The organism is Planococcus sp. SSTMD024 (assembly GCF_041320495.1).
Taxonomy (GTDB): domain Bacteria; phylum Bacillota; class Bacilli; order Bacillales_A; family Planococcaceae; genus Planococcus.
Genome location: NZ_JBGGNS010000018.1, coordinates 68,751 through 89,467, shown reverse-complemented (window position 1 = coordinate 89,467; position 20,717 = coordinate 68,751). Strand labels below are relative to the sequence as shown.

The following is a 20,717-nucleotide window of genomic DNA, read 5'->3' as shown; positions in this document are numbered from 1 at the left end:
ATCGTTCCTTTTCCTGTTACGGAGGCATATTTTGGAGAAAAACAAAAGAAAAAATTTCGATAATGTCGTATCCTTCATTCCGACTGGGGAATTTTACTATCAAAAAGCGCTCAAGGAATTGCAGCGTGAACAATACGATAAAGCGTATAAGTATTTGCAGCGCGCGAAAGAATTGACTCCGGATGACCCGCTCATCTTGATGCATTACGGTGTGGTGCTGATGGAGCGGCAGGAATTCGAGCAGGCGATGGATGAATTGCGCAATGCGCATAAGCTCGATCCGGACGAACCGAATATTTTATTCTTTTTGGCTGAAGTCCATGCACATCTCGGCCTGTTTTTTGATGCCCGGAAATATGCAAAGGATTATCTCGCAAAGGATACCCGCGGGAGCTACGCGGCGGAAGCGATGGAAATCATCGATTTTGCCGAGCAGGAAGACTGGCAGCTGTTCGATAACGAAGGCGAAGCCCATAATAGCGAGTATTATTATTTGCAGGAAAAAGCGCGCCGCTTGATGGAACAAGGCAAGTTTCCGGAAGCGATCGAGTTATTGGAAGAAGTAATCGAGGAAAAGCCGGATTTCTGGGGAGCCTATAATAATTTGGCGCTTGCGTATTTTTATATCGGGGAAACGGAAATGGCGAAATCGCTGCTTCACGAAGTGCTCCGCAGAAACACCGGCAACTTGCATGCCTTATGCAATTTAGCGGTCTTCCATTACTATGAGAAAAACGATGAATTGGATGATATCCTCGGCTTACTGAAAAAGATCCAGCCGTATGTCTTTGAGCACCGTTATAAATTGGGCGCGACCTTCGCTTTGGTTGGAAAATATAAAGAAGCGTACCGGTGGCTGAAAAGCCTCCAAAAGCGCGGGTTTGACGGAGACCCGGCATTTTATTTCTGGCTGTCGCACGCCGCGTATCATTCAGGGCATGAGGAAACCGCCAAGCACGCGTGGGAGCAATTGAAACGCATGGACCCCGCGAAAGAAGGATATGAGCCATGGGGGGAGCAGGCGGTGATGCCGCATGTCGATGCGCTCGAACATGACCGTGATTTTTTGATCCGCAAACTCGACCATCCTCATTTAAGTGAACGAATTTACGGCTTGTTCCTGCTCGGGAAATCTTCCCATAAGCAGGAAATCATCTCGCATCCGAATTGGCTGAAATCCGAGCAGCCTTCCGTCTTGGAGACGTATATGCTCGGCTATGCGCTCGGCCACCCTTTCCGCGAATCGGTCAAGGAAGAGAAAGCCTTTTTGCGCGCGATGGAAACAGCGGAGCGTTTGTATTATCAAAAAGGGATGGTCGATCAAGAGAATGACGGCATTTTCCAATTGTGGTTTATGCTGGCAGAGCAAGCTTTTGATGCGCAGTATGCGTTCCGCAACCCTGCCGCTCTAGCAGCTGCCGTCAGCTATATGGTTGAATCGGCGGAAAAACGGGAAACGACAAAGAAAGCCGTCGCCAAGAAATTTGGGACATCTATTGCCACTTTGTCCAAATATGCCGATGAGTTAAGCGGGTTTTTGCCGAATTTCGATAGCTAGGCATAAAAGTTGAAGGCGGCAGTTGATTGCTTTACGATTTAGCTAGTGATAACAAGGAGGGCCTATGATGACAGAAACAACTAATATTTATGACGTATTGATTATCGGTGCAGGGCCGGCCGGCATGACAGCAGCGGTCTATACCTCCCGCGCCAATCTTTCGACGCTCATGCTGGAGCGCGGGATTCCGGGCGGGCAGATGGCCAACACCGAAGAGATTGAAAACTATCCGGGGTTTGATCATATTCTCGGCCCTGACCTATCCACTAAAATGTTTGAACACGCGAAAAAATTCGGTGCCGAATATGCATATGGCGACGTAACTGAAATTATTGACGGCGATGAATTCAAAACCGTCAAAGCCGGCTCGAAAGAATACAAAGCCCGTGCCATCATTTTGACGACTGGAGCCGAGTATAAGAAAATGGGCATTCCGGGCGAAACCGAACTTGGCGGGCGCGGCGTCAGCTATTGCGCAGTATGCGACGGCGCTTTCTTTAAAGGCAAGGAATTAGTTGTCGTCGGTGGCGGAGACTCTGCCGTCGAAGAAGGCGTCTACTTGACGCGCTTTGCGGACAAAGTGACAATCGTCCACCGCAGAGACGAATTGCGCGCACAGAAAATCTTGCAGGACCGCGCATTCGCAAACGACAAGATCGACTTTGTCTGGGATACGACAGTGAAAGAAATTCATGAAAAAGACGGCAAGGTCGGAAGCGTTACCTTGGTATCGACAAAAGACGATTCCGAACGGGAATTCGAAGCGGACGGCGTGTTCATCTACATCGGCATGCTGCCGTTGACAAAACCATTCGAATCACTGGGCATCTTGAATGACCTAGGCTATATCGAAACAAATGAAGAAATGGAAACTTCGGTGCCGGGAATCTTCGCGGCAGGCGATGTGCGGGACAAAACTTTGCGCCAAGTTGTCACAGCGACAGGCGACGGCAGCATCGCCGCGCAGAGCGTTCAGCATTACGTGGAGGAGCTTGCAGAAAAGGTCGCTTCAAAAGCGCAAGCTTAACGCTTTCTTAATCGCATTGTAACAGCATTGTCATGCAAAAGAGGTATAGTAAGTAGTGTAAATCAACCCCCTTTTTATATAGTTATTTTTGACAGGCTGCTTTCCGGATTGTCCGGGGAGTGGCCTCTTTTTTTGCATTCTTTTGCATGACACGCCAGGATAGATGTATAATGGAAATAGTTTATATTAGATGCGGAGTGGCAAATGTGCAGCGAATCGCGAATTTATTGCTAATAGAGAATGGCCAAGTATTATTGATGAAAAAGCCGCGCAGGGATTGGTACGTAGCCCCTGGCGGCAAAATGGAAAGCGGCGAATCGATTTATGAAGCGGCCATCCGGGAGTTTAGGGAAGAAACGGATGCAGAACCGCTGGGCGTCCATTTAAAAGGCGTCTACACCATGATGATCCAAGAAGGCGGACAGACAGTGGATGAGTGGATGCTGTTCACGTTCCGGGCGACACAGCTCCGGGGAACGCCATTCGAGGAAACGCGCGAAGGCATTCTCGAATGGCACCCAGTAGAAAGTTTGCATACCCTTCCGATGGCGGAAGGGGACCGGACGAACCTATTGTTTGCGGCTTATCAGGAAGGCGTCCAGTACGGGACCTTCTATTACACGCCCGAGTTTGAACTGTTAGAAGAGAACATCCAATCATCGACCGAAGAGGTGAACCGCCAGCATGGATAAGCATAATGAAGAAACCGAATTGATCATCATCACCGGCATGTCCGGGGCAGGGAAGACAGTGGCGATCCAAAGTTTTGAAGACCTGGGTTTTTTTACGATCGATAATCTTCCCCCAGCGCTTCTCCCGACATTCATCAAATTGATGCGGGACTCGGGCAAATCGATGAAGCGCGTCGCAGCGGTCATGGACCTTCGCGGCGGTGATTTTTTCGCCAGCCTTGTCGATGCAATCGATGATCTATCGAAAGAACCGGAAGTGGCGATCACCATCCTGTTCCTCGATGCGGAAAACCAGACGCTCGTGAGCCGCTACAAAGAAACACGCCGTTCCCATCCGCTGTCGCCGGGCGGGCTTGTGCTGGGCGGCATCAAAAAAGAACGGGATATGCTGAAAGATTTGCAAGGACGGGCCCATTATATGTATAACACGTCAGAAATGAGCCCGCGCCAGCTGAAAGAGAAAATCAGGTCGGATTTCGCTTCGAAGACGAGCAATGTCTTTACGGTCAATTTGATGTCTTTCGGCTTTAAGCACGGCATGCCGATCGACGCCGACCTCGTGTTCGATGTGCGCTTTTTGCCGAACCCCTATTATATAGAAGAGTTGAATCCGCAATCGGGCTTGGACCAGCCGGTTTCCGATTATGTATTGAAATGGCAGGAAACGCAGACGTTGGTGAAAAAGTTGGAGGATTTATTCGATTTCATGATTCCCCAGTACAAGCAGGAAGGCAAAGCGCAATTGGTCATCGCTTTTGGCTGCACAGGCGGCCAGCATCGATCCGTGACGCTTGCTGAGTATTTCGGAAAATACCTCTCGAAAAACAACAAAGTCAGCATTACGCATAGAGACGTGAAAATCAGAAAGGGTTGAGCATATGGAAAAAAGTCTCCAGCAAAAACGAGTCGTAATCATCGGGGGCGGGACCGGTCTGTCCACTTTGCTGAGGGGCTTAAAAACTTTTCCGCTCGACTTGACGGCAATCGTCACCGTGGCAGATGACGGCGGGAGTTCCGGGCGTTTGCGCGATGACTTGGACATCCCACCGCCCGGAGACATCCGCAACGTCATGGCTGCATTGTCGGATGCCGAACCATTAGTGGCTGAAATGTTCCAATACCGCTTCAAGCATTCGCTGGATTTGGAAGGGCATTCACTGGGGAACTTGATGCTTGCGGCATTGACCGATTTGACGGGCGATTTTTCGCACGCCGTCCGGGAGATGAGCCGCGTCTTGAACGTCAATGGCACCGTCCTGCCCGCCGCCAATCAATTGGTCACCTTGAATGCGGAGCTTGAAGATGGCACCATCATCAAAGGCGAATCCAAAATTCCCGCCTATTTGCAGCCGATCAAGCGCGTCTTCCTAGAACCGGCCGGCGTCAAGACATTGCCCGATACGATACAGGCAATCCAATCGGCGGATGTCATCGTCATCGGGCCGGGGTCGCTGTACACCAGCATCTTGCCGAATTTGCTCGTGAAAGACATCAAGAAAGCGCTGCTCGAGGCAAAGGCGAGAAAAATATACATTTGCAACCTGATGACCCAAGCAGGGGAAACGTACGGGTATTCCGCTTCGGATCATGTCAAAGCCCTTTACGACCATGTAGGCATGGATTTTCTTGATGCCATCTTGATCGACAAAGTCCAAATGCCTCAAGGAATTGCTGAACGATACAAAAAAGAAAAAGCGTGGCCGGTGGAATACGATGAAGAACGCCTAAAAAAACTTGGGCTCGAAGTATATCGCCATGACATTGCAAATATTTTCGGGGAAGCCGTCCGGCATGAACCGATGAAAGTGGCGAAATGGCTTTTTGAATATACCAGCAGCGAATCCAAGGAAGAATCGCGGCAACGGTACTCTTAAAGCTTGAAAGGGGGGGCATAATTGTCTTTTGCATCGGAAACAAAAAAAGAAATGACCCAGATTGAAGTGGATGATTGCTGCGGCAAGGCAGAGCTTTCGGCGATGATCCGCATGAACGGCACGCTGTCATTTTCCAACCGCCAGCTGAGCCTGGATATCCAAACGGAAAACGCCGCCATCGCGAGAAGGATCTACACATTGCTGAAGCGCTTCTACAAAGCGTATCCAGTGGAACTCTTGGTCCGTAAAAAAATGCGTTTGAAAAAGAATAATGTCTATATATGCCGCTTGCGGGAAGGCGCCAAGCTTGTGCTCGAGGATTTATTGATCTTGTCGGAAGGCTTTCAGTTCCAACAGGATATCTCGCCTGAGCTGATCTCGACGACATGCTGCAAGCGTTCTTATTTACGCGGTGCTTTTTTGGCCGGAGGGTCGGTCAACAACCCCGAAACGTCCTCCTATCATTTGGAAGTGTATTCTTCCTATAAAGACCATGCAGAAGCGCTGGTCATCCTGATGAACCATTTCCAGTTGAACGCAAAAATGATCGAGCGGAAAAAAGGATTTGTGACCTATTTGAAGGAAGCGGAGAAAATTTCCGATTTCCTCAGCTTAACTGGCGCCCATTCGGCGCTATTAAAATTCGAGGATGTGCGGATCCTCCGCGATATGCGCAATAGTGTCAATCGCTTAGTCAATTGCGAAACGGCCAATTTGAATAAGACGATCGATGCGGCGCTGCGGCAGATCGAAAACATCCGCTTTATCGACCAAGTGATCGGAATCGATCAGTTGCCGGACCGTCTAAAAGAGATAGCCCGCTTGCGTGTCGAGTACCAGGATGTCACACTGAAAGAACTGGGCGAGATGGTATCGACAGGAAAAGTGAGCAAGTCAGGCGTCAACCACAGGCTCCGGAAAATCGATGAGATTGCCGAGTCGTTGAGAAAAGGCGAAACGATCAGCCGGTAACAGGGCTGCTCTTTTCTATAGATTGCGTGAGAGTCAAGTTTTCGGAGGAGGATATGCATGGTAGAAAAACAAGTGGAAGTGCAATTGAAATCAGGATTACAAGCGAGGCAGGCAGCATTGTTCGTGCAGGAAGCCAACCGCTATAGTTCGGATGTGTATTTGGAAAAAGGCGACAAGAAAGTCAATGCCAAAAGCATCATGGGCATCATGAGCCTCGCTGTCAGCAAAGGCACGAACGTCACGATTTCAGCCGACGGAGCTGACGAAGAATCAGCGGTCGATGCGCTGGCGCAATTGATAGATAAAGAAGCTTAAAGCTGAGTGCCTTAGGCATAAAAAAGGAGCTGTCCCGCATAAGGGGACAGCTCTTTTTGTGTAACTTAATCTTCTTTAACGTGGTTTTCCGGCAATTTGTTGCGCGTGATGATTTGGTCGATAAGACCGTATTCCAGTGCACGTTCTGCAGTCATGAAGTTATCGCGGTCTGTATCGCGTGAAATCACTTCAAGCGGCTGGCCAGTGCGTTCAGATAGAATTTGGTTCAGCTTCTCGCGCAAGAACAGGATGCGTTTTGCGGCGATTTCAATTTCTGTCGCTTGGCCTTGGGCGCCGCCAAGTGGTTGGTGAATCATGACTTCGGCATTCGGCAACGCATAGCGTTTGCCTTTTGTGCCGGCTGCCAGAAGGAAAGCGCCCATGGATGCTGCCATGCCGATGCAGACAGTCTGGACATCCGGTTTGATGAATTGCATGACATCATAGATCGCCATGCCGGCTGTGATGCTGCCGCCCGGGCTATTGATGTAGATCGAGATGTCCTTCTCCGGATCTTCAGCTTCAAGGAATAGCAATTGCGCGACGATGGAGTTCGCGACATTGTCATCGATCCCGCTGCCGAGCATGATGACGCGGTCTTTCAATAAGCGGGAGTAAATATCGTATGCGCGTTCGCCTCTGCTTGTCTGTTCGATTACTGTAGGGATTAAATTCATGAATAATTTCCTCCTTCGGGTAAATGTAAGGGCTGCTGAAACACCGTTCAGCCGTACATTCATCATACACATCATGGTCAATGAAGGTCAAATCTAACGAATTGAAAATAGGCGCTTGAAATAAAGGTAAAGCTTTTGTATAATAGAAAAGTCGCAAACTACATTTGCCCTCGTAGTGTAAAGGATAACACGTAAGATTCCGGTTCTTGAGATGGGGGTTCGATTCCCTCCGAGGGTGTAAAAATGAAAAACCGCACAGCCTGCCAAAGGCTGTGCGGTTTTTTATTGAATCTTTTTAGCGGCTGAAACGTAGAAACATATGTAATGGGTTTCAAGGGTCAGACAAGCCGGGAAAACAAAAAATATTATTGTAAAAGAAAAGGAGACGGGAAAATGAAAAAATTACTTATTCCATTGCTGGTAGTGGTGGGGCTGATTGGCATTGCCATTGCCGTATTCAGTTCAAGCTATAATAATTTCGTTCAATTGGAAGAAGACGTCAATCAATCGTACGCGCAACTCGAAAGCCAATTGCAGCGCAGGCTTGATTTGATCCCGAACCTGGTCGAGACGGTGAAAGGCTTTGCCGACCAGGAACAAGAAGTCATCGACAGCGTTACGGAAGCCCGTTCAAGCATGGCGAATGCTGGATCTGTTGAAGAACAGGCCGAAGCAGACGCGGAACTAAGCGGTGCGCTCAGCCGCTTGTTGGTTGTCGTCGAGAACTATCCGGAAATTCGTTCGAGCGAAAATTTCCAGCAATTGTCGGATGAACTGGCCGGGACGGAAAACCGGATCGCCGTTGCCCGCCAGGATTATAATGGCTCGGTGACGGAATTCAACCGGGAAGTCCGCAGTTTCCCAGGCAATACGGTAGCGGGTATTTTCGGCTTTGATGAGAAAGAGTATTTCGAAGCAGATGCTGGAGCGGAAGATGCACCGGATGTGGATTTCGGGACTGACGAAGAATGATGAAAAAGATTCCGTTCCTGCTCTTGCTTGTGCTGATGATCGCGGGGACCGCCCAAGCGGCGGAATTTCCGGAGTTGACTGACGATATTTACATTCAGGATATCGCCGGCGTCTTGAGCGAAGAGCAAGAAGCCGAGATCAAGAGCCTGGGTGCTGGCCTCGAAGACGCGACGACTGCACAGATTGCCGTCATGGTAATTGATTCTTTGGAAGGCGAGCCGATTGAAAGCTACGCCAATGAAGCCTTGCGCCATTATGGCATAGGATCTGCAGAAGAGAACAACGGCGTATTGGTCGTGCTGTCGATGGCGGACCGCGAAATTTATATCGAAATCGGCTACGGCCTTGAAGGCGCGCTGCCTGACGGCAAGGTTGGGCGCATCCTGGATGACTACGCCGTGCCGTATTTACGTGAAGACCAGCCGGACGAAGCGATTCTCAATACGTATCAAGCGCTCTATAATGAAGTTTCTGCAGAATACGGCTGGGACGGGGAAGCCGTCAGCCCGCAGCCGCTTAACGAAGTAACGCCAGGCAGCGGGGAAGGCGATGGGGGCATCATGCAGCCGATCGTGACCTTTCTGATCGTACTCGTTTTATTGTTCCTGTTTACAGGAGGAGGCGGCGGCCGTGGGCGGCGCGGCCGGGGCAGAACCATGAGGCGCGGCGGATTTTTTGGCCCCGGCAGTTTTGGCGGCGGCTTCGGAGGCGGTTCCGGCGGCGGAGGATTCCGCGGCGGCGGGGGCGGTTCTTCAGGAGGCGGTGGAGCCGGACGAGGCTTCTGATGAGGAGGAATAATATGTATACGCTCTACACACGGCCGAACTGCGGGCTTTGCGATGAGGCGAAGTCTGCACTGCGGCTGCTGCAGGAAGATTACCCGATCGATTTCCGGGAAATCAATATTGAAGAAGATGAACAATTGCACGAACAATATATGCTGATGATTCCGGTGCTCGCACAACAGGAAAAGGTGCTGCTCTACGGAAATTTCGGCTATGGTGAACTTCTGGAAGCGTTAATTCTTTAACGCTTCTTTTTATTTGCATAAATCCAATAGCTCGGCTACAATGATTTTAGTGGGACGTAATTATATTTAGTGGGACAAAAAACGTCCAACAAAGGGGTGGGGCGATGGATCCAGTTCTGCAAGCGCAAGTGCATTTATTGCCTGAACTGCCAAACTTGCTGAAAAAACGTTATAGCATACTCGAGCTGATTCAAACCGAACAGCCCGTAGGCAGGCGTACAATCAGTGAGATGACAGGCGCAGCTGAAAGGGAAATCCGCAAAGAGACCGACTTATTGAGGGACCAAGCCTTGATCGAAATGAGCAAGAACGGCATGAGCCTGACGAAAACTGGGGCTGATGTTCTCGACCAGCTTCGTGAGCTGGTCAAGGAATTGGCTGGGACAGCTGAGCTCGAAGCCGGCCTGCAAGCGAAGCTCGGCATCAAGCAAGCAATCGTCCTTCCGGGAGACAGCGACCGGCTAAGCTCGGTCAAAGCCGCAATCGGAAGGCAAGCCGCCCGCATGGCGGAAGAAGTGTTCGAACGCTACCGGACGATCGCTGTCACTGGCGGCAGTACAATGGCGGCCGTGGCAGCTGAAATCCGGACTGCGAAGAAAAATCCCGCCATGCAGTTTATCGCTGCGCGAGGCGGCCTGGGGGAGGAAATGCTTCACCAGGCGAACACCATCGCTTCATCCTTTGCCGAAAAGACAGGCGGAGCTGTCCGCACGCTCTATCTGCCTGAGCATATGAGTGCGGAAGCGCTCGAAATGATGATGAAAGAACCGATCATCAAAGAAATGATGGAGCTCTATGACCAGACGGATTTTGTCATCCACGGAATCGGGGATGCAGAAGAGATGGCCATCAGGCGCCGCTCTTCTGTTACAGAAGTCGAAAGGATCAAGACAGGCGGAGCTGTTAGCGAAGCCTTCGGTTATTATTTCGACAAAACCGGAAAAATAGTTTACCGCATCCCGACAGCGGGGATTCAATTAGAGCAGGTCCAAAAAGCACCGGCCATCATGGCGGTCGCCGGAGGACGCACAAAAGCGCGAGCCATCGAATCTTATTTCCAGGCCGCGCCTGAACGCACCATCCTGATTACGGATGAAGGGGCAGCAAGAGCGATACTCAACCCAACAACAAAACTGGAGGAATTATAAATGACTTTAAAAATGGCAATCAATGGTTTTGGCCGTATCGGCCGTGTCGTATTCCGTGAAGCAATGCAAAACAGTGAAGTGGAAGTAGTAGCAGTCAATGACCTTACAGATGCAGCTATGCTGGCACACCTTTTGAAATACGATTCAGTTCACGGCACGTTGGACGCTGAAGTTACAGCAGAAGGCAATTCAATTTTCGTCGACGGCAAGGAAATCAAAGTATTCGCTGAAAAAGACCCAGCGCAATTGCCGTGGAAAGAGCATCAAATCGACATCGTTTTGGAATCGACAGGTATCTTCACAACAGAAGAAAAAGCTTCTAAACACATCGAAGCCGGCGCTAAGAAAGTCATCCTTTCAGCTCCTGGCAAAAACGGCATGAAGATGTTGGTTATGGGCGTTAACGAAGAAACTTACAACCCACAAGAGCACCACGTCGTTTCGAATGCTTCTTGTACGACAAACGGCTTGTCCGGCATCTCGAAAGTGTTGAACGACAAGTTCGGCATCAAGAAAGCCATGATGACAACAATCCACTCTTACACAAACGACCAAGCATTGCTTGATGCGCCTCATTCTGACTACCGCCGTGCGCGTGCAGCAGCTGAGTCGATGATCCCGACAACAACTGGCGCAGCGAAATCCGTTGCAAAAGTATTGCCGGAACTTGAAGGCAAAATCGATGGCATGGCGATCCGCGTTCCAACACCGAACGTTTCATTGATCGACCTTGTCGCTGAACTTGAAACGGATGCGTCTGTTGAAGAAGTGAACCAAGTGCTGAAAGAAGCGACTGAAAACGAGCTGAAAGGCTATTTGCAATACAGCGAGCTTCCGCTTGTCTCACGCGACTATAACGGCAATACAGCTTCCGCTACAGTAGATGCTCAATCTACAATGGCTCTAGGCGGAAACATGGTCAAAGTCCTTGCTTGGTACGACAATGAATCCGGCTATTCTGCACGCTGTGTAGACTTGGCGGTACACATGTACAAAAAAGGGCTGTAACCTGAAAATCATAGCTTAATTACCAATGAACCTCTATAATAAAGAGGGTAAAAGGGGTGGGGAATTTACCCCACCCCTTATTTTTTTGAATATAATTAGGAGGTATTTTCATGCTGCAGAAAATGACCATGAAAGACTTGGAGTTGAAAGGGAAACGCGTATTTTGCCGTGTAGATTTCAACGTACCGATGGAAGACGGGAAAGTGACCGACGACACGCGCATCCGCGCGGCGATACCGACGATCGAGTATTTGGCCGAACAAGGCGCCAAAGTCATCTTGGCCAGCCATCTCGGGCGCCCGAAAGGCCAAGTTAACGAAGACATGAGACTTGCTGCGGCAGGCGCACGATTGGCCGAGTTGCTCGGCAAAGACGTGAAATGCCTGAAGGAATCCGTGGGGGAAACAGTAGAGCAGGAAATCGCTTCCCTTGAGTCCGGCGGAATTCTGTTGCTTGAAAACGTCCGTTTCCATGCGGGCGAAGAAAAGAACGACCCGGAACTCGCAAAACAATTTGCGGCACTCGCCGACGTCTTTGTCAATGACGCATTCGGCGCTGCGCACAGAGCGCATGCTTCCACTGCAGGGATCGCCGAACACTTGCCGGCGGTATCCGGCCTGTTGCTTGAGAAAGAGCTGGATGTGCTCGGCAAAGCTTTGTCAGAACCGGACCGCCCGTTTACCGCCATCATCGGCGGGGCGAAAGTAAAAGACAAAATTGGCGTCATCGATCATTTGCTGGACAAAGTCGACAACTTGATTATCGGCGGCGGTTTGTCCTATACCTTCATCAAGGCGCAAGGATATGAAATCGGCAATTCACTGGTCGAAGAAGACAAACTCGATCTTGCCAAATCGTTTATCGACAAAGCGAAGGAAAAAGGCGTGAAGTTTTATTTGCCAGTCGATGCGACAGTTGCGAACGAGTTCTCGAAAGACGCAGAGACCAAAACGGTGAAAATCGAAGAAATTCCATCCGATTGGATGGGGCTGGATATCGGGCCGGAAACAGCGAAATTGTATGCCGAGGTCATCAACCAGTCGAAACTCATTATCTGGAACGGGCCGATGGGCGTGTTCGAAATGGAAGCTTTTGCAAACGGCACGAAAGCTGTCGCCCAAGCGATGGCAGAAACGAAAGGCTATACAATCATCGGCGGCGGTGATTCCGCAGCAGCAGTCGAGAAATTCCATGTAGCAGATAAAATGGATCATATTTCAACAGGCGGCGGAGCTTCCCTGGAGTTCATGGAAGGCAAGGATTTGCCAGGCGTCACCGCATTAACCGATAAATAAAGGGAGTGTTTTTGTGAGAAAACCGATCATTGCAGGAAACTGGAAAATGTATAAAACAGCATCGCAAGCAAAGGAATTTGTAGAAAAAGTAAACGGCTTGGTGCCGGATGCGGAAAAGCTTGATTCTGTCATTTGTGCCCCTGCCCTATACTTGACGCAATTAGTGGATGCTGCAGGCAACAGCCCATTGAAAATTGGCGCACAGACGATGCACGACAAAGGCGAAGGGGCATTCACTGGTGAAATCAGCCCTGTCCAATTGGCGGATATCGGCGTCGACTACGTCATTATCGGGCATTCCGAGCGCCGCCAGTATTTCAATGAAACCGATGAAACAGTCAATGCAAAAGTGAAATCGGCATTTTCGCATCAACTAACGCCAATCCTATGCGTCGGTGAAACCGACGAACAGCGCGAAGCGGGCCAAATGGAAAGCATCGTGGAATCGCAAGTCGAAAAGGCCGTAGAGGGATTGACCGATGCACAAATCGCAGAACTGGTCATCGCTTATGAGCCAATCTGGGCAATCGGAACAGGCAAAACAGCAACAGCTGAAGACGCCAACGAAGCTTGCGGCATCGTGCGCAAGAAAATCGCTTCACTTTACAGCGATGAAACGGCTGAAAAAGTCCGTATCCAATACGGCGGAAGCGTGAAACCTGCCAACATCCAGGAATTGCTCTCGATGGAGCATATCGACGGTGCATTAGTCGGCGGCGCGAGCTTGGAAACGGACTCGTTCGTCAAGCTGTTGGAGGCGGGTTCGAATGCGTAAAACGGCACATCCGGCAGCGTTAATCATCTTGGATGGCTTCGGCTGCCGCGAAGAAACCGCTGGAAATGCAGTTGCACAAGCGCATAAACCGAATTTCGACAGGCTGTGGAACGAATATCCCCATGAACTGCTGACGGCTTCAGGGGAAGCGGTCGGTTTGCCGGATGGGCAAATGGGCAATTCCGAAGTCGGCCATTTGAATATCGGCGCAGGACGCATTGTTTACCAAAACCTGACACGCATTCATAAATCGATCAAAGACGGCGATTTCTATAAAAACCCCGCATTTTTGGATGCCGTCATGAACGCCAAAGAAAACAGCAAAGCTTTGCATGTTATGGGCTTGCTCAGCGACGGGGGCGTCCATAGCCATTATGAGCACCTGTTCGCTTTATTGCGCCTCGCGAAACAGCAAGGCTTGAACGAAGTGTATGTACACGGATTTTTGGACGGCCGCGATGTCGGGCCAAAAACCGCGCTCCATTATATAGAAGAAACTGAAAAACAAATGCAGCAAATCGGCATTGGGCGTTTCGCTTCCATCAGCGGACGTTATTATGCAATGGACCGTGACAAGCGCTGGGAACGCGTTGAACTTGCTTACCGTGCGATGGTCGACGGAATCGGGCCAAGCGCCAGTTCCGCAGCTGTGGGTGTGGAAGCGTCTTACGCGGAAGGAATTGTCGATGAATTTGTCCTGCCGTTTACGGTCGTGAAAGAAGGGGAAGAACCTGCAGTCATCAACTCAGGCGATTCCGTCATCTTCTTCAATTTCCGTCCGGACCGAGCCATCCAATTGACGACTGTACTGACGCGTCCAGATTTCGCGCATTTCCCGCTGAGCATTCACCATCCGAAAGATCTGGCATTTATCAGCTTCACGACTTACAGTGAAGAATTGAAGACCATGATTGCTTACGGCAACGTTAATTTGGTGAATACCATCGGGGAAGTATTATCCGCGAACGGCATGACGCAATTGCGCATCGCCGAGACGGAAAAATACCCACACGTCACCTTTTTCATGAGCGGCGGGCGGGAAGAAGTGTTCCCGGGGGAAGACCGCATTCTCGTCTCGTCGCCGAAAGTGGCGACTTACGATTTGCAGCCTGAAATGAGCGCCTATGAAGTGACCGACCGACTTGTCGAACAAATCGATGCAGGCGCACACGATGCAATCATTTTGAACTTCGCGAACCCGGATATGGTCGGCCATAGCGGCATGCTCGAGCCGACGATCAAGGCAGTCGAAGTCGTGGACGAGTGCCTCGGGCGCATTGTGGAAGCCCTCCACCGCCAAGGCGGATCGGCGCTCATCACAGCCGACCACGGCAACGCGGACGAAGTGCTGACAGAAGACGGCTTGCCGATGACGGCGCATACGACTAACAAAGTGCCGGTCATTTTGACCAAGCACGGCGAAGTCTTGCGCAGCGGCGGCATTCTAGCGGATCTCGCACCGACCATCCTCAAACTGCTCGATGTTGAGCAGCCAAAAGAGATGACTGGAAAACCGTTGTATTAAAAAGTATTCAAGAGCTGTATAAGTTGAATTAATTTGTTGAAATTTAGAATTCTTTGCAGATCAGGAAAGATAAAAGAGTGAAAGGTGGCGAAGGGCAAAGACGTGCTCCTGCATTGCTGCGCTGCTGCGTCGCAAACGAATCTTGCTAAGCAAGATTCGCTTCCTGCGGGAGCAGTGATGGAGCAGCGCGACGGAGCGACATGAGCTGAAGACCTTGGACTGAGCGCAAGTGAAGGAAGCGGCTGAAGCCATGCCCTGGCAGCTGGCACCGCAACGTCCTGTCGCGCCAGCTGCATGACCCACATCCTGTGGGCCCGAAAGCGTCCGCCTGGAACGATTTCAAAGTTATCTTTTCCAACTTATTTAATTGAAAATCTTTGCATTTTGAATAACTTATAAACGAAATTGAACAAACCATTTGAAAAGGGAGCTGTTGACATTGCCAATTATTACACACATCCAAGCACGCGAAGTACTCGATTCTAGAGGGAACCCGACTGTTGAAGTTGAGGTATTCACAGAAAGCGGCGCATTCGGCCGCGCGATCGTGCCATCTGGCGCATCTACTGGAGAACACGAAGCGGTTGAACTTCGCGATGGCGATAAGAGCCGTTACCTTGGAAAAGGCGTCCTCAAAGCGGTGGATCACGTAAACAACGAAATCGCTGATGAGCTCGAAGAAAACTATTCAGTACTGGATCAAGTATCCATTGACCAGGCGTTGATCGAACTTGACGGAACTGAAAACAAAGGCCGTCTCGGCGCAAACGCGATTCTTGGCGTTTCCATGGCTGTTGCCCATGCAGCAGCAAACTATTTGGACTTGCCTCTTTATCAATACCTCGGCGGCTTCAACGCCAAGCAATTGCCGGTACCGATGATGAACATCCTTAACGGCGGTGAGCACGCGGATAACAATGTCGACATCCAGGAATTCATGGTTATGCCAGTAGGCGCTGAATCTTTCCGCCATGCGCTTCGCATGGGTGCAGAAATCTTCCACAATTTGAAAACTGTACTGAAAGACAAAGGCTATAACACATCTGTAGGCGACGAAGGCGGATTCGCGCCGAACCTTGGCTCGAACGAAGAAGCGCTTGAGACGATCATGGTTGCGATCGAGAAAGCCGGCTTCAAGCCAGGCCAAGACGTCTTGCTCGCAATGGACGTAGCCGCGTCTGAAATCTACGACAAAGAAAAAGGCGTCTACACATTGGCTGGTGACAACACGGTCAAGACTTCTGCTGAAATGGTCGACTGGTACGAAGAATTGGCGAATAAATACCCGATCGTTTCCATTGAAGACGGATTGGACGAGAACGACTGGGATGGCTTCAAACTATTGACAGACCGTATTGGCGATAAAGTACAGCTAGTCGGCGATGACTTGTTCGTCACCAACACGAAGAAATTGGCGCAAGGCATCGAGCAAGGCATCGGCAACTCGATCCTGATCAAAGTAAACCAAATCGGTACATTGACAGAAACATTCGATGCGATCGAAATGGCGAAACGGGCTGGCTACACAGCGGTCATCTCCCACCGTTCAGGCGAGTCGGAAGATGTGACGATTGCAGACATCGCAGTCGCGACAAATGCGGGTCAAATCAAAACAGGCGCGCCGTCACGTACGGACCGCGTCGCGAAATACAACCAATTGCTTCGCATTGAAGACCAATTGCACGATACTGCGAAATACTTGGGCGTAAAAACTTTCTATAACTTGAAGAAATAAGAGCGAATAAGTGAGGAGAAGCTGCCGGAGATTTTTTCCGGCAGCTTTTCTGTTAGAATGTGTGAGGAAGAAGAGCTGGCTTAGTGTGAGTTGTCTGAAGCTGATTTATAAATCATTGTAAAAAGCTTACGCTTCAGGGGCATGCTTGGGGCTCGCAGGATGCGAGTCATGCAGCTGATGCGACAGGACGTCGCGTTTTCAGCTGCCCGGGTATGGGGCGGGCGTCGAGCCCTTATGGCTGCGCCATATAGGTCTCGCCTGTCCCGCGTAGTCCCTCCGGCGTCAGCCCCTTGCGCTTCAGCTTTGAAAAATTTCTATAAAAACTGGGCTTTGCTCATAGACTTTCTAATAAATATCGAGTGTTAATCAGAACGGAGCAAAATAGCGCAGACGCCTGCGGGAAAGCGAGACAGATGAGACCCTGGACTGAGCAAAGCGAGGGAAGCGGCTCAGCGCTCGCCCGCGGCAAGCGCAGCTATTTTGCGGAGTGAAGTTTAAATGCAATCTTACTTTCCGCTCTACTAGATAAAGCAAATGTTCCTCACCAACAGATTCAAAAAAGAATGAACAGAAAAAGATGAAATGGTCTTAATCATTTGTATTTTTTAGGGGCTCTATTGCTAGAGGTTTCAATTTTTGGTAAACTAGAGTTTGTTGTGAAGGTTCTTTTCAGGAGGTGGTATTTATGCATACATTGTTAATGACATTACTTCTTATCGTCTCGATCGCTTTGATTGTTGTCGTTCTATTGCAATCAGGGAAAAGTGCAGGCCTTTCAGGAGCCATCTCCGGTGGAGCAGAGCAACTTTTCGGCAAGCAAAAAGCCCGTGGGTTGGATCTTGTCCTACACCGGGTGACGATCGTCCTTGCTGCCTTATTCTTTATTCTGGCTATCGCCGTAACGAAAGTATAATGTAGAGCACATCGCCTGACCATTTAGTGGTTGGGCGTTTTCTTTTAGGGGAAATTGGGCGCAGGCCTATATAATAGAAAGTAAATTTAGTTGGAGGTAACGTTTATGCGCATTTCACAACCGAAACCATTCTTCTTTGAGCAAGGGCCGCGTGCGGTATTGTTATTGCACGGGTTTACCGGCAATTCTGCAGACGTCCGGATGCTCGGAAGATTTTTGGAAACGAAAGGCTATACAAGCATCGCGCCGCATTATGCAGGGCACGGTGTGGCGCCGGAGAAGCTAGTGGAGACCGGCCCTGTGGATTGGTGGAAAGACGTCGAACAAGCGTATCAAACTCTTGTCGACAAGGGATACCAGGAGATTGCGGTGGCCGGCTTGTCGCTCGGCGGCGTATTCAGTTTGAAACTGGGGTATACAAAGCCTATCAAGGGCATTGTGACGATGTGCGCGCCGATGTACATGAAATCCACCGACCTGATGTACCAGGGCGTTTTGGAGTATGCCCGCGAATACAAGAAATATGAAGGAAAAGATGATAAGCTTATCGAAGAAGAGATGAAGAAGTTCGAGGAAAAGCCGATGGATACACTCAAAGATTTGCGTGAGTTGATCGGTGAAGTACGGAACAACGTCGATCATGTCTATGCACCGCTTTTCGTCGTCCAAGGTTCACTGGACAAAGTCATCAATACAGAATCTGCGAACATCATCCACGACGAAGCGGAGTCAACTGACAAGCGCATCAAATGGTACGAGAAATCGGGCCATGTCATTACGCTGGATCAGGAGAAAAAGCAATTACATGAAGATATATACGAGTTTCTCGAATCGCTCGACTGGAGCGTGTGAGACGGTCTCAAAAGGAGGAGTTAGGATTGGGCAAGAATGAACAGTCATTGGATCAACGGTTATTGGCCTTTATGCGCGAAGAAGCATATAAGCCGTTAACGGTTACAGAAATAGAAGAACAGTTCGGCTTTGAAGACGCCGACGAATTTAAGGAATTGGTGAAGACACTCGTCAAGCTTGAAGAAAAAGGCGAATTGGTGCGCTCACGGTCAAACCGCTACGGTGTGCCAGAACGCATGAACTTGATGCGCGGCAAATTTATCGGCCATGCCAAAGGCTTCGGCTTTTTTGCGCCTGAAGAAGCAGGCCTCGATGATGTCTTCATCCCGCCGAATGAAGTGAACGGGGCGGTAAATGGCGATACCGTGATCATCCGCGTCTCGGATGGTTCATCAGGGGACCGCCGCGAAGGATCGGTCATTCGCATCCTAGAACGCGGCACCACGAAAGTCGTCGGCACGTTCCAGGCGAACAAAGGCTTCGGCTTTGTCGTCACGGATGACAAGAAAATGAACATGGATATCTTTATTGCCAAAGACGATACGCTCGGTGCCGTCGACGGCCATAAAGTCGTCGTCGAAATCACCGGCTGGCCGGAAGGGCGTTTGTCTGCAACGGGCATGGTTACACAAGTGCTCGGGCACAAAAACGACCCAGGCGTTGATATTTTATCGATTATCCATAAATATGGAATTGAAGTGGAATTCCCGCAGGATGTGCTGGATCAGGCGAATGCCGTGCCAGAGCAAATCGATCCTGAAGACTTGAACGGACGCCGCGATTTGCGGGATGAACAGATCGTCACGATCGACGGGGCGGATGCCAAAGACTTGGATGACGCTGTACAAGTGAAGAAATTAGAAGACGGCACGTATAAACTGGGCGTCCATATTGCGGATGTCAGCCATTACGTCACGGAAGGCTCGCCGATCGACCGGGAAGCATACGACCGTGCGACGAGCATTTACTTGACCGACCGCGTTATCCCGATGATCCCGCACCGCCTGTCGAACGGGATTTGCTCGCTCAACCCGCAAGTCGACCGCCTGACTTTGTCTTGTGAAATGATTTTCAACGATAAAGGCGAAGTGCTGTCACACGATATTTTCCAGAGCGTCATCAACACGTCGGCCCGCATGACCTATACAGAAGTGTATGAAATCCTGGAAAAAGACAACCAGGAATTGAAAGAACAATACAAAGAACTCGTGCCGATGTTCGAGCTGATGAAAGACTTGGCAGCCATTTTGCGCCAGCGCCGCATGACCCGCGGGGCGATCGATTTCGATTTCAAGGAATCCAAAGTGATCGTTGACGAAGAAGGCTATCCGGTCGATATCGTCGTCCGTGAACGCACAGTGGCAGAACGCTTGATCGAAGAGTTTATGCTTGCTGCGAACGAGACGGTCGCTGAGCATTTCCACCATATGAATGTCCCGTCATTATACCGGATTCACGAAGACCCGAAACCGGAGAAACTGCAGCGCTTTTTCGAGTTCATCACGAATTTCGGGATCGTCGTCAAAGGCTCCGGCAATGAAATCCACCCGAAAGCTTTGCAGGAAATCGTTGATTCTATCGCTGGCACACCGGAAGAGCCGGTCGTCTCGACGATGATGCTGCGGTCGATGCAACAGGCGAAATACTCATCCGAGAGCCTTGGCCATTTTGGTTTGTCGACGGAATTTTATACGCATTTCACGTCGCCGATCCGCCGCTATCCGGATTTGATCATTCACCGCTTGATCCGCACGTATTTGATCGAAAAAGATTTGTCGAGAAAGACGATTCGCCACTGGGAAGCGGAAATGGATGATATCGCACAGCACACGTCCGACCGCGAAAGACGTGCAGTCGAAGCGGAGCGCGATACGGATGCATTGAAGAAAACACAGTACATGGCCGATAAAGTCGGCGAGGAATTCACAGGCATCGTGTCGTCTGTGACGAATTTCGGCATGTTTGTCGAGCTTCCGAACACCATTGAAGGACTCGTGCACGTATCCAACCTGACAGACGATTACTACCAGTTCGACGACCGACAGATGATGATGATCGGCGAACGCACAAAACGCCAGTTCCGCATCGGGGATGAAGTCGAAGTGCGCGTGATCGGGGTTAAACCGGAAGAATCGTCCATCGATTTCGAAATTGTCGGCATGGCTCAAAATACGCGCCGCAGTTCACGCAAGGACAGCCCGAAAGTGATCCGCACCGGCCGAAACGGCGATAAGCCGAAAGATGGCAAGAAGCGCGGAGAGGGCGGGCCGACACGCAAACCGAAAAATGAAAAGAAAAAGTTTTATGAAGGGGCTGCGAAAAAACAGCAGCGCCGCAAGAAGAAATAAA

General features: G+C 50.1%; 20 protein-coding genes and 1 tRNA gene. 20 read left to right on the top strand and 1 reads right to left on the bottom strand.

Features of this window, described 5'->3' with window-relative positions; genetic code table 11:
• Window positions 1–31: 31 nt before the first annotated feature.
• The 7 genes from AB9R92_RS03370 (at window position 32) to AB9R92_RS03340 (ending at window position 6,438) form a co-directional block, all read left to right on the top strand.
• Window positions 32–1,558, top strand: a complete 1,527-nt coding sequence (locus tag AB9R92_RS03370; RefSeq protein ID WP_370668104.1) for a tetratricopeptide repeat protein — start codon at window positions 32–34, stop codon at window positions 1,556–1,558.
• 67 nt (window positions 1,559–1,625) lie between these two features.
• Window positions 1,626–2,585: a thioredoxin-disulfide reductase gene (trxB, locus tag AB9R92_RS03365; RefSeq protein WP_370668103.1), complete on the top strand. Its 960-nt coding sequence runs from the start codon at window positions 1,626–1,628 to the stop codon at window positions 2,583–2,585.
• Window positions 2,586–2,791: 206 nt separating this feature from the next.
• Window positions 2,792–3,277: an NUDIX domain-containing protein gene (locus AB9R92_RS03360; protein WP_370668184.1), complete on the top strand. Its 486-nt coding sequence runs from the start codon at window positions 2,792–2,794 to the stop codon at window positions 3,275–3,277.
• Window positions 3,270–4,151, top strand: a complete 882-nt coding sequence (gene rapZ, locus AB9R92_RS03355; protein WP_370668102.1) for an RNase adapter RapZ — start codon at window positions 3,270–3,272, stop codon at window positions 4,149–4,151. The genes AB9R92_RS03360 and rapZ overlap by 8 nt, the downstream gene beginning before the upstream one ends.
• Before the next feature lie 4 nt (window positions 4,152–4,155).
• Window positions 4,156–5,151: a gluconeogenesis factor YvcK family protein gene (locus AB9R92_RS03350; protein ID WP_370668101.1), complete on the top strand. Its 996-nt coding sequence runs from the start codon at window positions 4,156–4,158 to the stop codon at window positions 5,149–5,151.
• 21 nt (window positions 5,152–5,172) lie between these two features.
• Window positions 5,173–6,123 (top strand): DNA-binding protein WhiA, encoded by a 951-nt coding sequence (gene whiA / locus AB9R92_RS03345; protein WP_370668100.1) that lies wholly within the window; start codon window positions 5,173–5,175, stop codon window positions 6,121–6,123.
• Between the two features lie 57 nt (window positions 6,124–6,180).
• On the top strand, window positions 6,181–6,438 hold the full coding sequence (locus AB9R92_RS03340; protein ID WP_058381251.1) for an HPr family phosphocarrier protein: 258 nt from the start codon (window positions 6,181–6,183) through the stop codon (window positions 6,436–6,438).
• 65 nt (window positions 6,439–6,503) lie between these two features.
• Here the strand turns inward: AB9R92_RS03340 and clpP are convergent, their stop codons facing one another.
• Entirely contained in the window at window positions 6,504–7,115 is a 612-nt protein-coding gene (gene clpP / locus AB9R92_RS03335; RefSeq protein ID WP_370668099.1) for an ATP-dependent Clp endopeptidase proteolytic subunit ClpP, read from the bottom strand.
• A gap of 166 nt (window positions 7,116–7,281) precedes the next feature.
• Between clpP and AB9R92_RS03330 the strand changes: the two genes are divergently transcribed.
• The 13 genes from AB9R92_RS03330 (at window position 7,282) to rnr (ending at window position 20,716) form a co-directional block, all read left to right on the top strand.
• Window positions 7,282–7,353, top strand: a tRNA-Arg gene (locus AB9R92_RS03330).
• 155 nt (window positions 7,354–7,508) lie between these two features.
• Window positions 7,509–8,087 carry a LemA family protein gene (locus AB9R92_RS03325; RefSeq protein WP_370668098.1) on the top strand — a complete coding sequence of 193 codons (579 nt, stop codon included), beginning with the start codon at window positions 7,509–7,511 and terminating at the stop codon, window positions 8,085–8,087.
• Entirely contained in the window at window positions 8,084–8,872 is a 789-nt protein-coding gene (locus AB9R92_RS03320; RefSeq protein ID WP_370668097.1) for a TPM domain-containing protein, read from the top strand. The genes AB9R92_RS03325 and AB9R92_RS03320 overlap by 4 nt, the downstream gene beginning before the upstream one ends.
• 14 nt (window positions 8,873–8,886) lie before the next feature.
• A complete protein-coding gene (locus AB9R92_RS03315; RefSeq protein ID WP_370668096.1) occupies window positions 8,887–9,117 on the top strand; it encodes a glutaredoxin family protein in 231 nt (76 codons plus the stop codon).
• A gap of 104 nt (window positions 9,118–9,221) precedes the next feature.
• Window positions 9,222–10,265, top strand: a complete 1,044-nt coding sequence (locus AB9R92_RS03310) for a sugar-binding transcriptional regulator (RefSeq protein WP_370668095.1) — start codon at window positions 9,222–9,224, stop codon at window positions 10,263–10,265.
• The gene (gene gap / locus AB9R92_RS03305) at window positions 10,266–11,273 is read left to right on the top strand and encodes a type I glyceraldehyde-3-phosphate dehydrogenase (protein WP_370668094.1); all 1,008 of its coding nucleotides are present in this window, start codon (window positions 10,266–10,268) and stop codon (window positions 11,271–11,273) included.
• Between the two features lie 110 nt (window positions 11,274–11,383).
• Window positions 11,384–12,568 (top strand): phosphoglycerate kinase, encoded by a 1,185-nt coding sequence (locus tag AB9R92_RS03300; RefSeq protein WP_370668093.1) that lies wholly within the window; start codon window positions 11,384–11,386, stop codon window positions 12,566–12,568.
• 13 nt (window positions 12,569–12,581) lie between these two features.
• Window positions 12,582–13,343: a triose-phosphate isomerase gene (gene tpiA, locus AB9R92_RS03295; RefSeq protein ID WP_370668092.1), complete on the top strand. Its 762-nt coding sequence runs from the start codon at window positions 12,582–12,584 to the stop codon at window positions 13,341–13,343.
• Window positions 13,336–14,868 (top strand): 2,3-bisphosphoglycerate-independent phosphoglycerate mutase, encoded by a 1,533-nt coding sequence (gene gpmI, locus AB9R92_RS03290; protein WP_370668091.1) that lies wholly within the window; start codon window positions 13,336–13,338, stop codon window positions 14,866–14,868. The genes tpiA and gpmI overlap by 8 nt, the downstream gene beginning before the upstream one ends.
• A 439-nt stretch (window positions 14,869–15,307) precedes the next feature.
• Window positions 15,308–16,603, top strand: coding sequence for a phosphopyruvate hydratase (eno, locus tag AB9R92_RS03285; RefSeq protein ID WP_370668090.1), 1,296 nt, complete (start codon window positions 15,308–15,310; stop codon window positions 16,601–16,603).
• A 685-nt stretch (window positions 16,604–17,288) separates the two neighbouring features.
• The gene (secG, locus tag AB9R92_RS03280; protein ID WP_058381240.1) at window positions 17,289–17,516 is read left to right on the top strand and encodes a preprotein translocase subunit SecG; all 228 of its coding nucleotides are present in this window, start codon (window positions 17,289–17,291) and stop codon (window positions 17,514–17,516) included.
• Window positions 17,517–17,621: 105 nt separating this feature from the next.
• Window positions 17,622–18,368: an alpha/beta hydrolase gene (locus tag AB9R92_RS03275; protein WP_370668089.1), complete on the top strand. Its 747-nt coding sequence runs from the start codon at window positions 17,622–17,624 to the stop codon at window positions 18,366–18,368.
• Window positions 18,369–18,439: 71 nt separating this feature from the next.
• Window positions 18,440–20,716, top strand: coding sequence for a ribonuclease R (gene rnr, locus AB9R92_RS03270; protein WP_370668183.1), 2,277 nt, complete (start codon window positions 18,440–18,442; stop codon window positions 20,714–20,716).
• Window position 20,717: the final 1 nt, after the last annotated feature.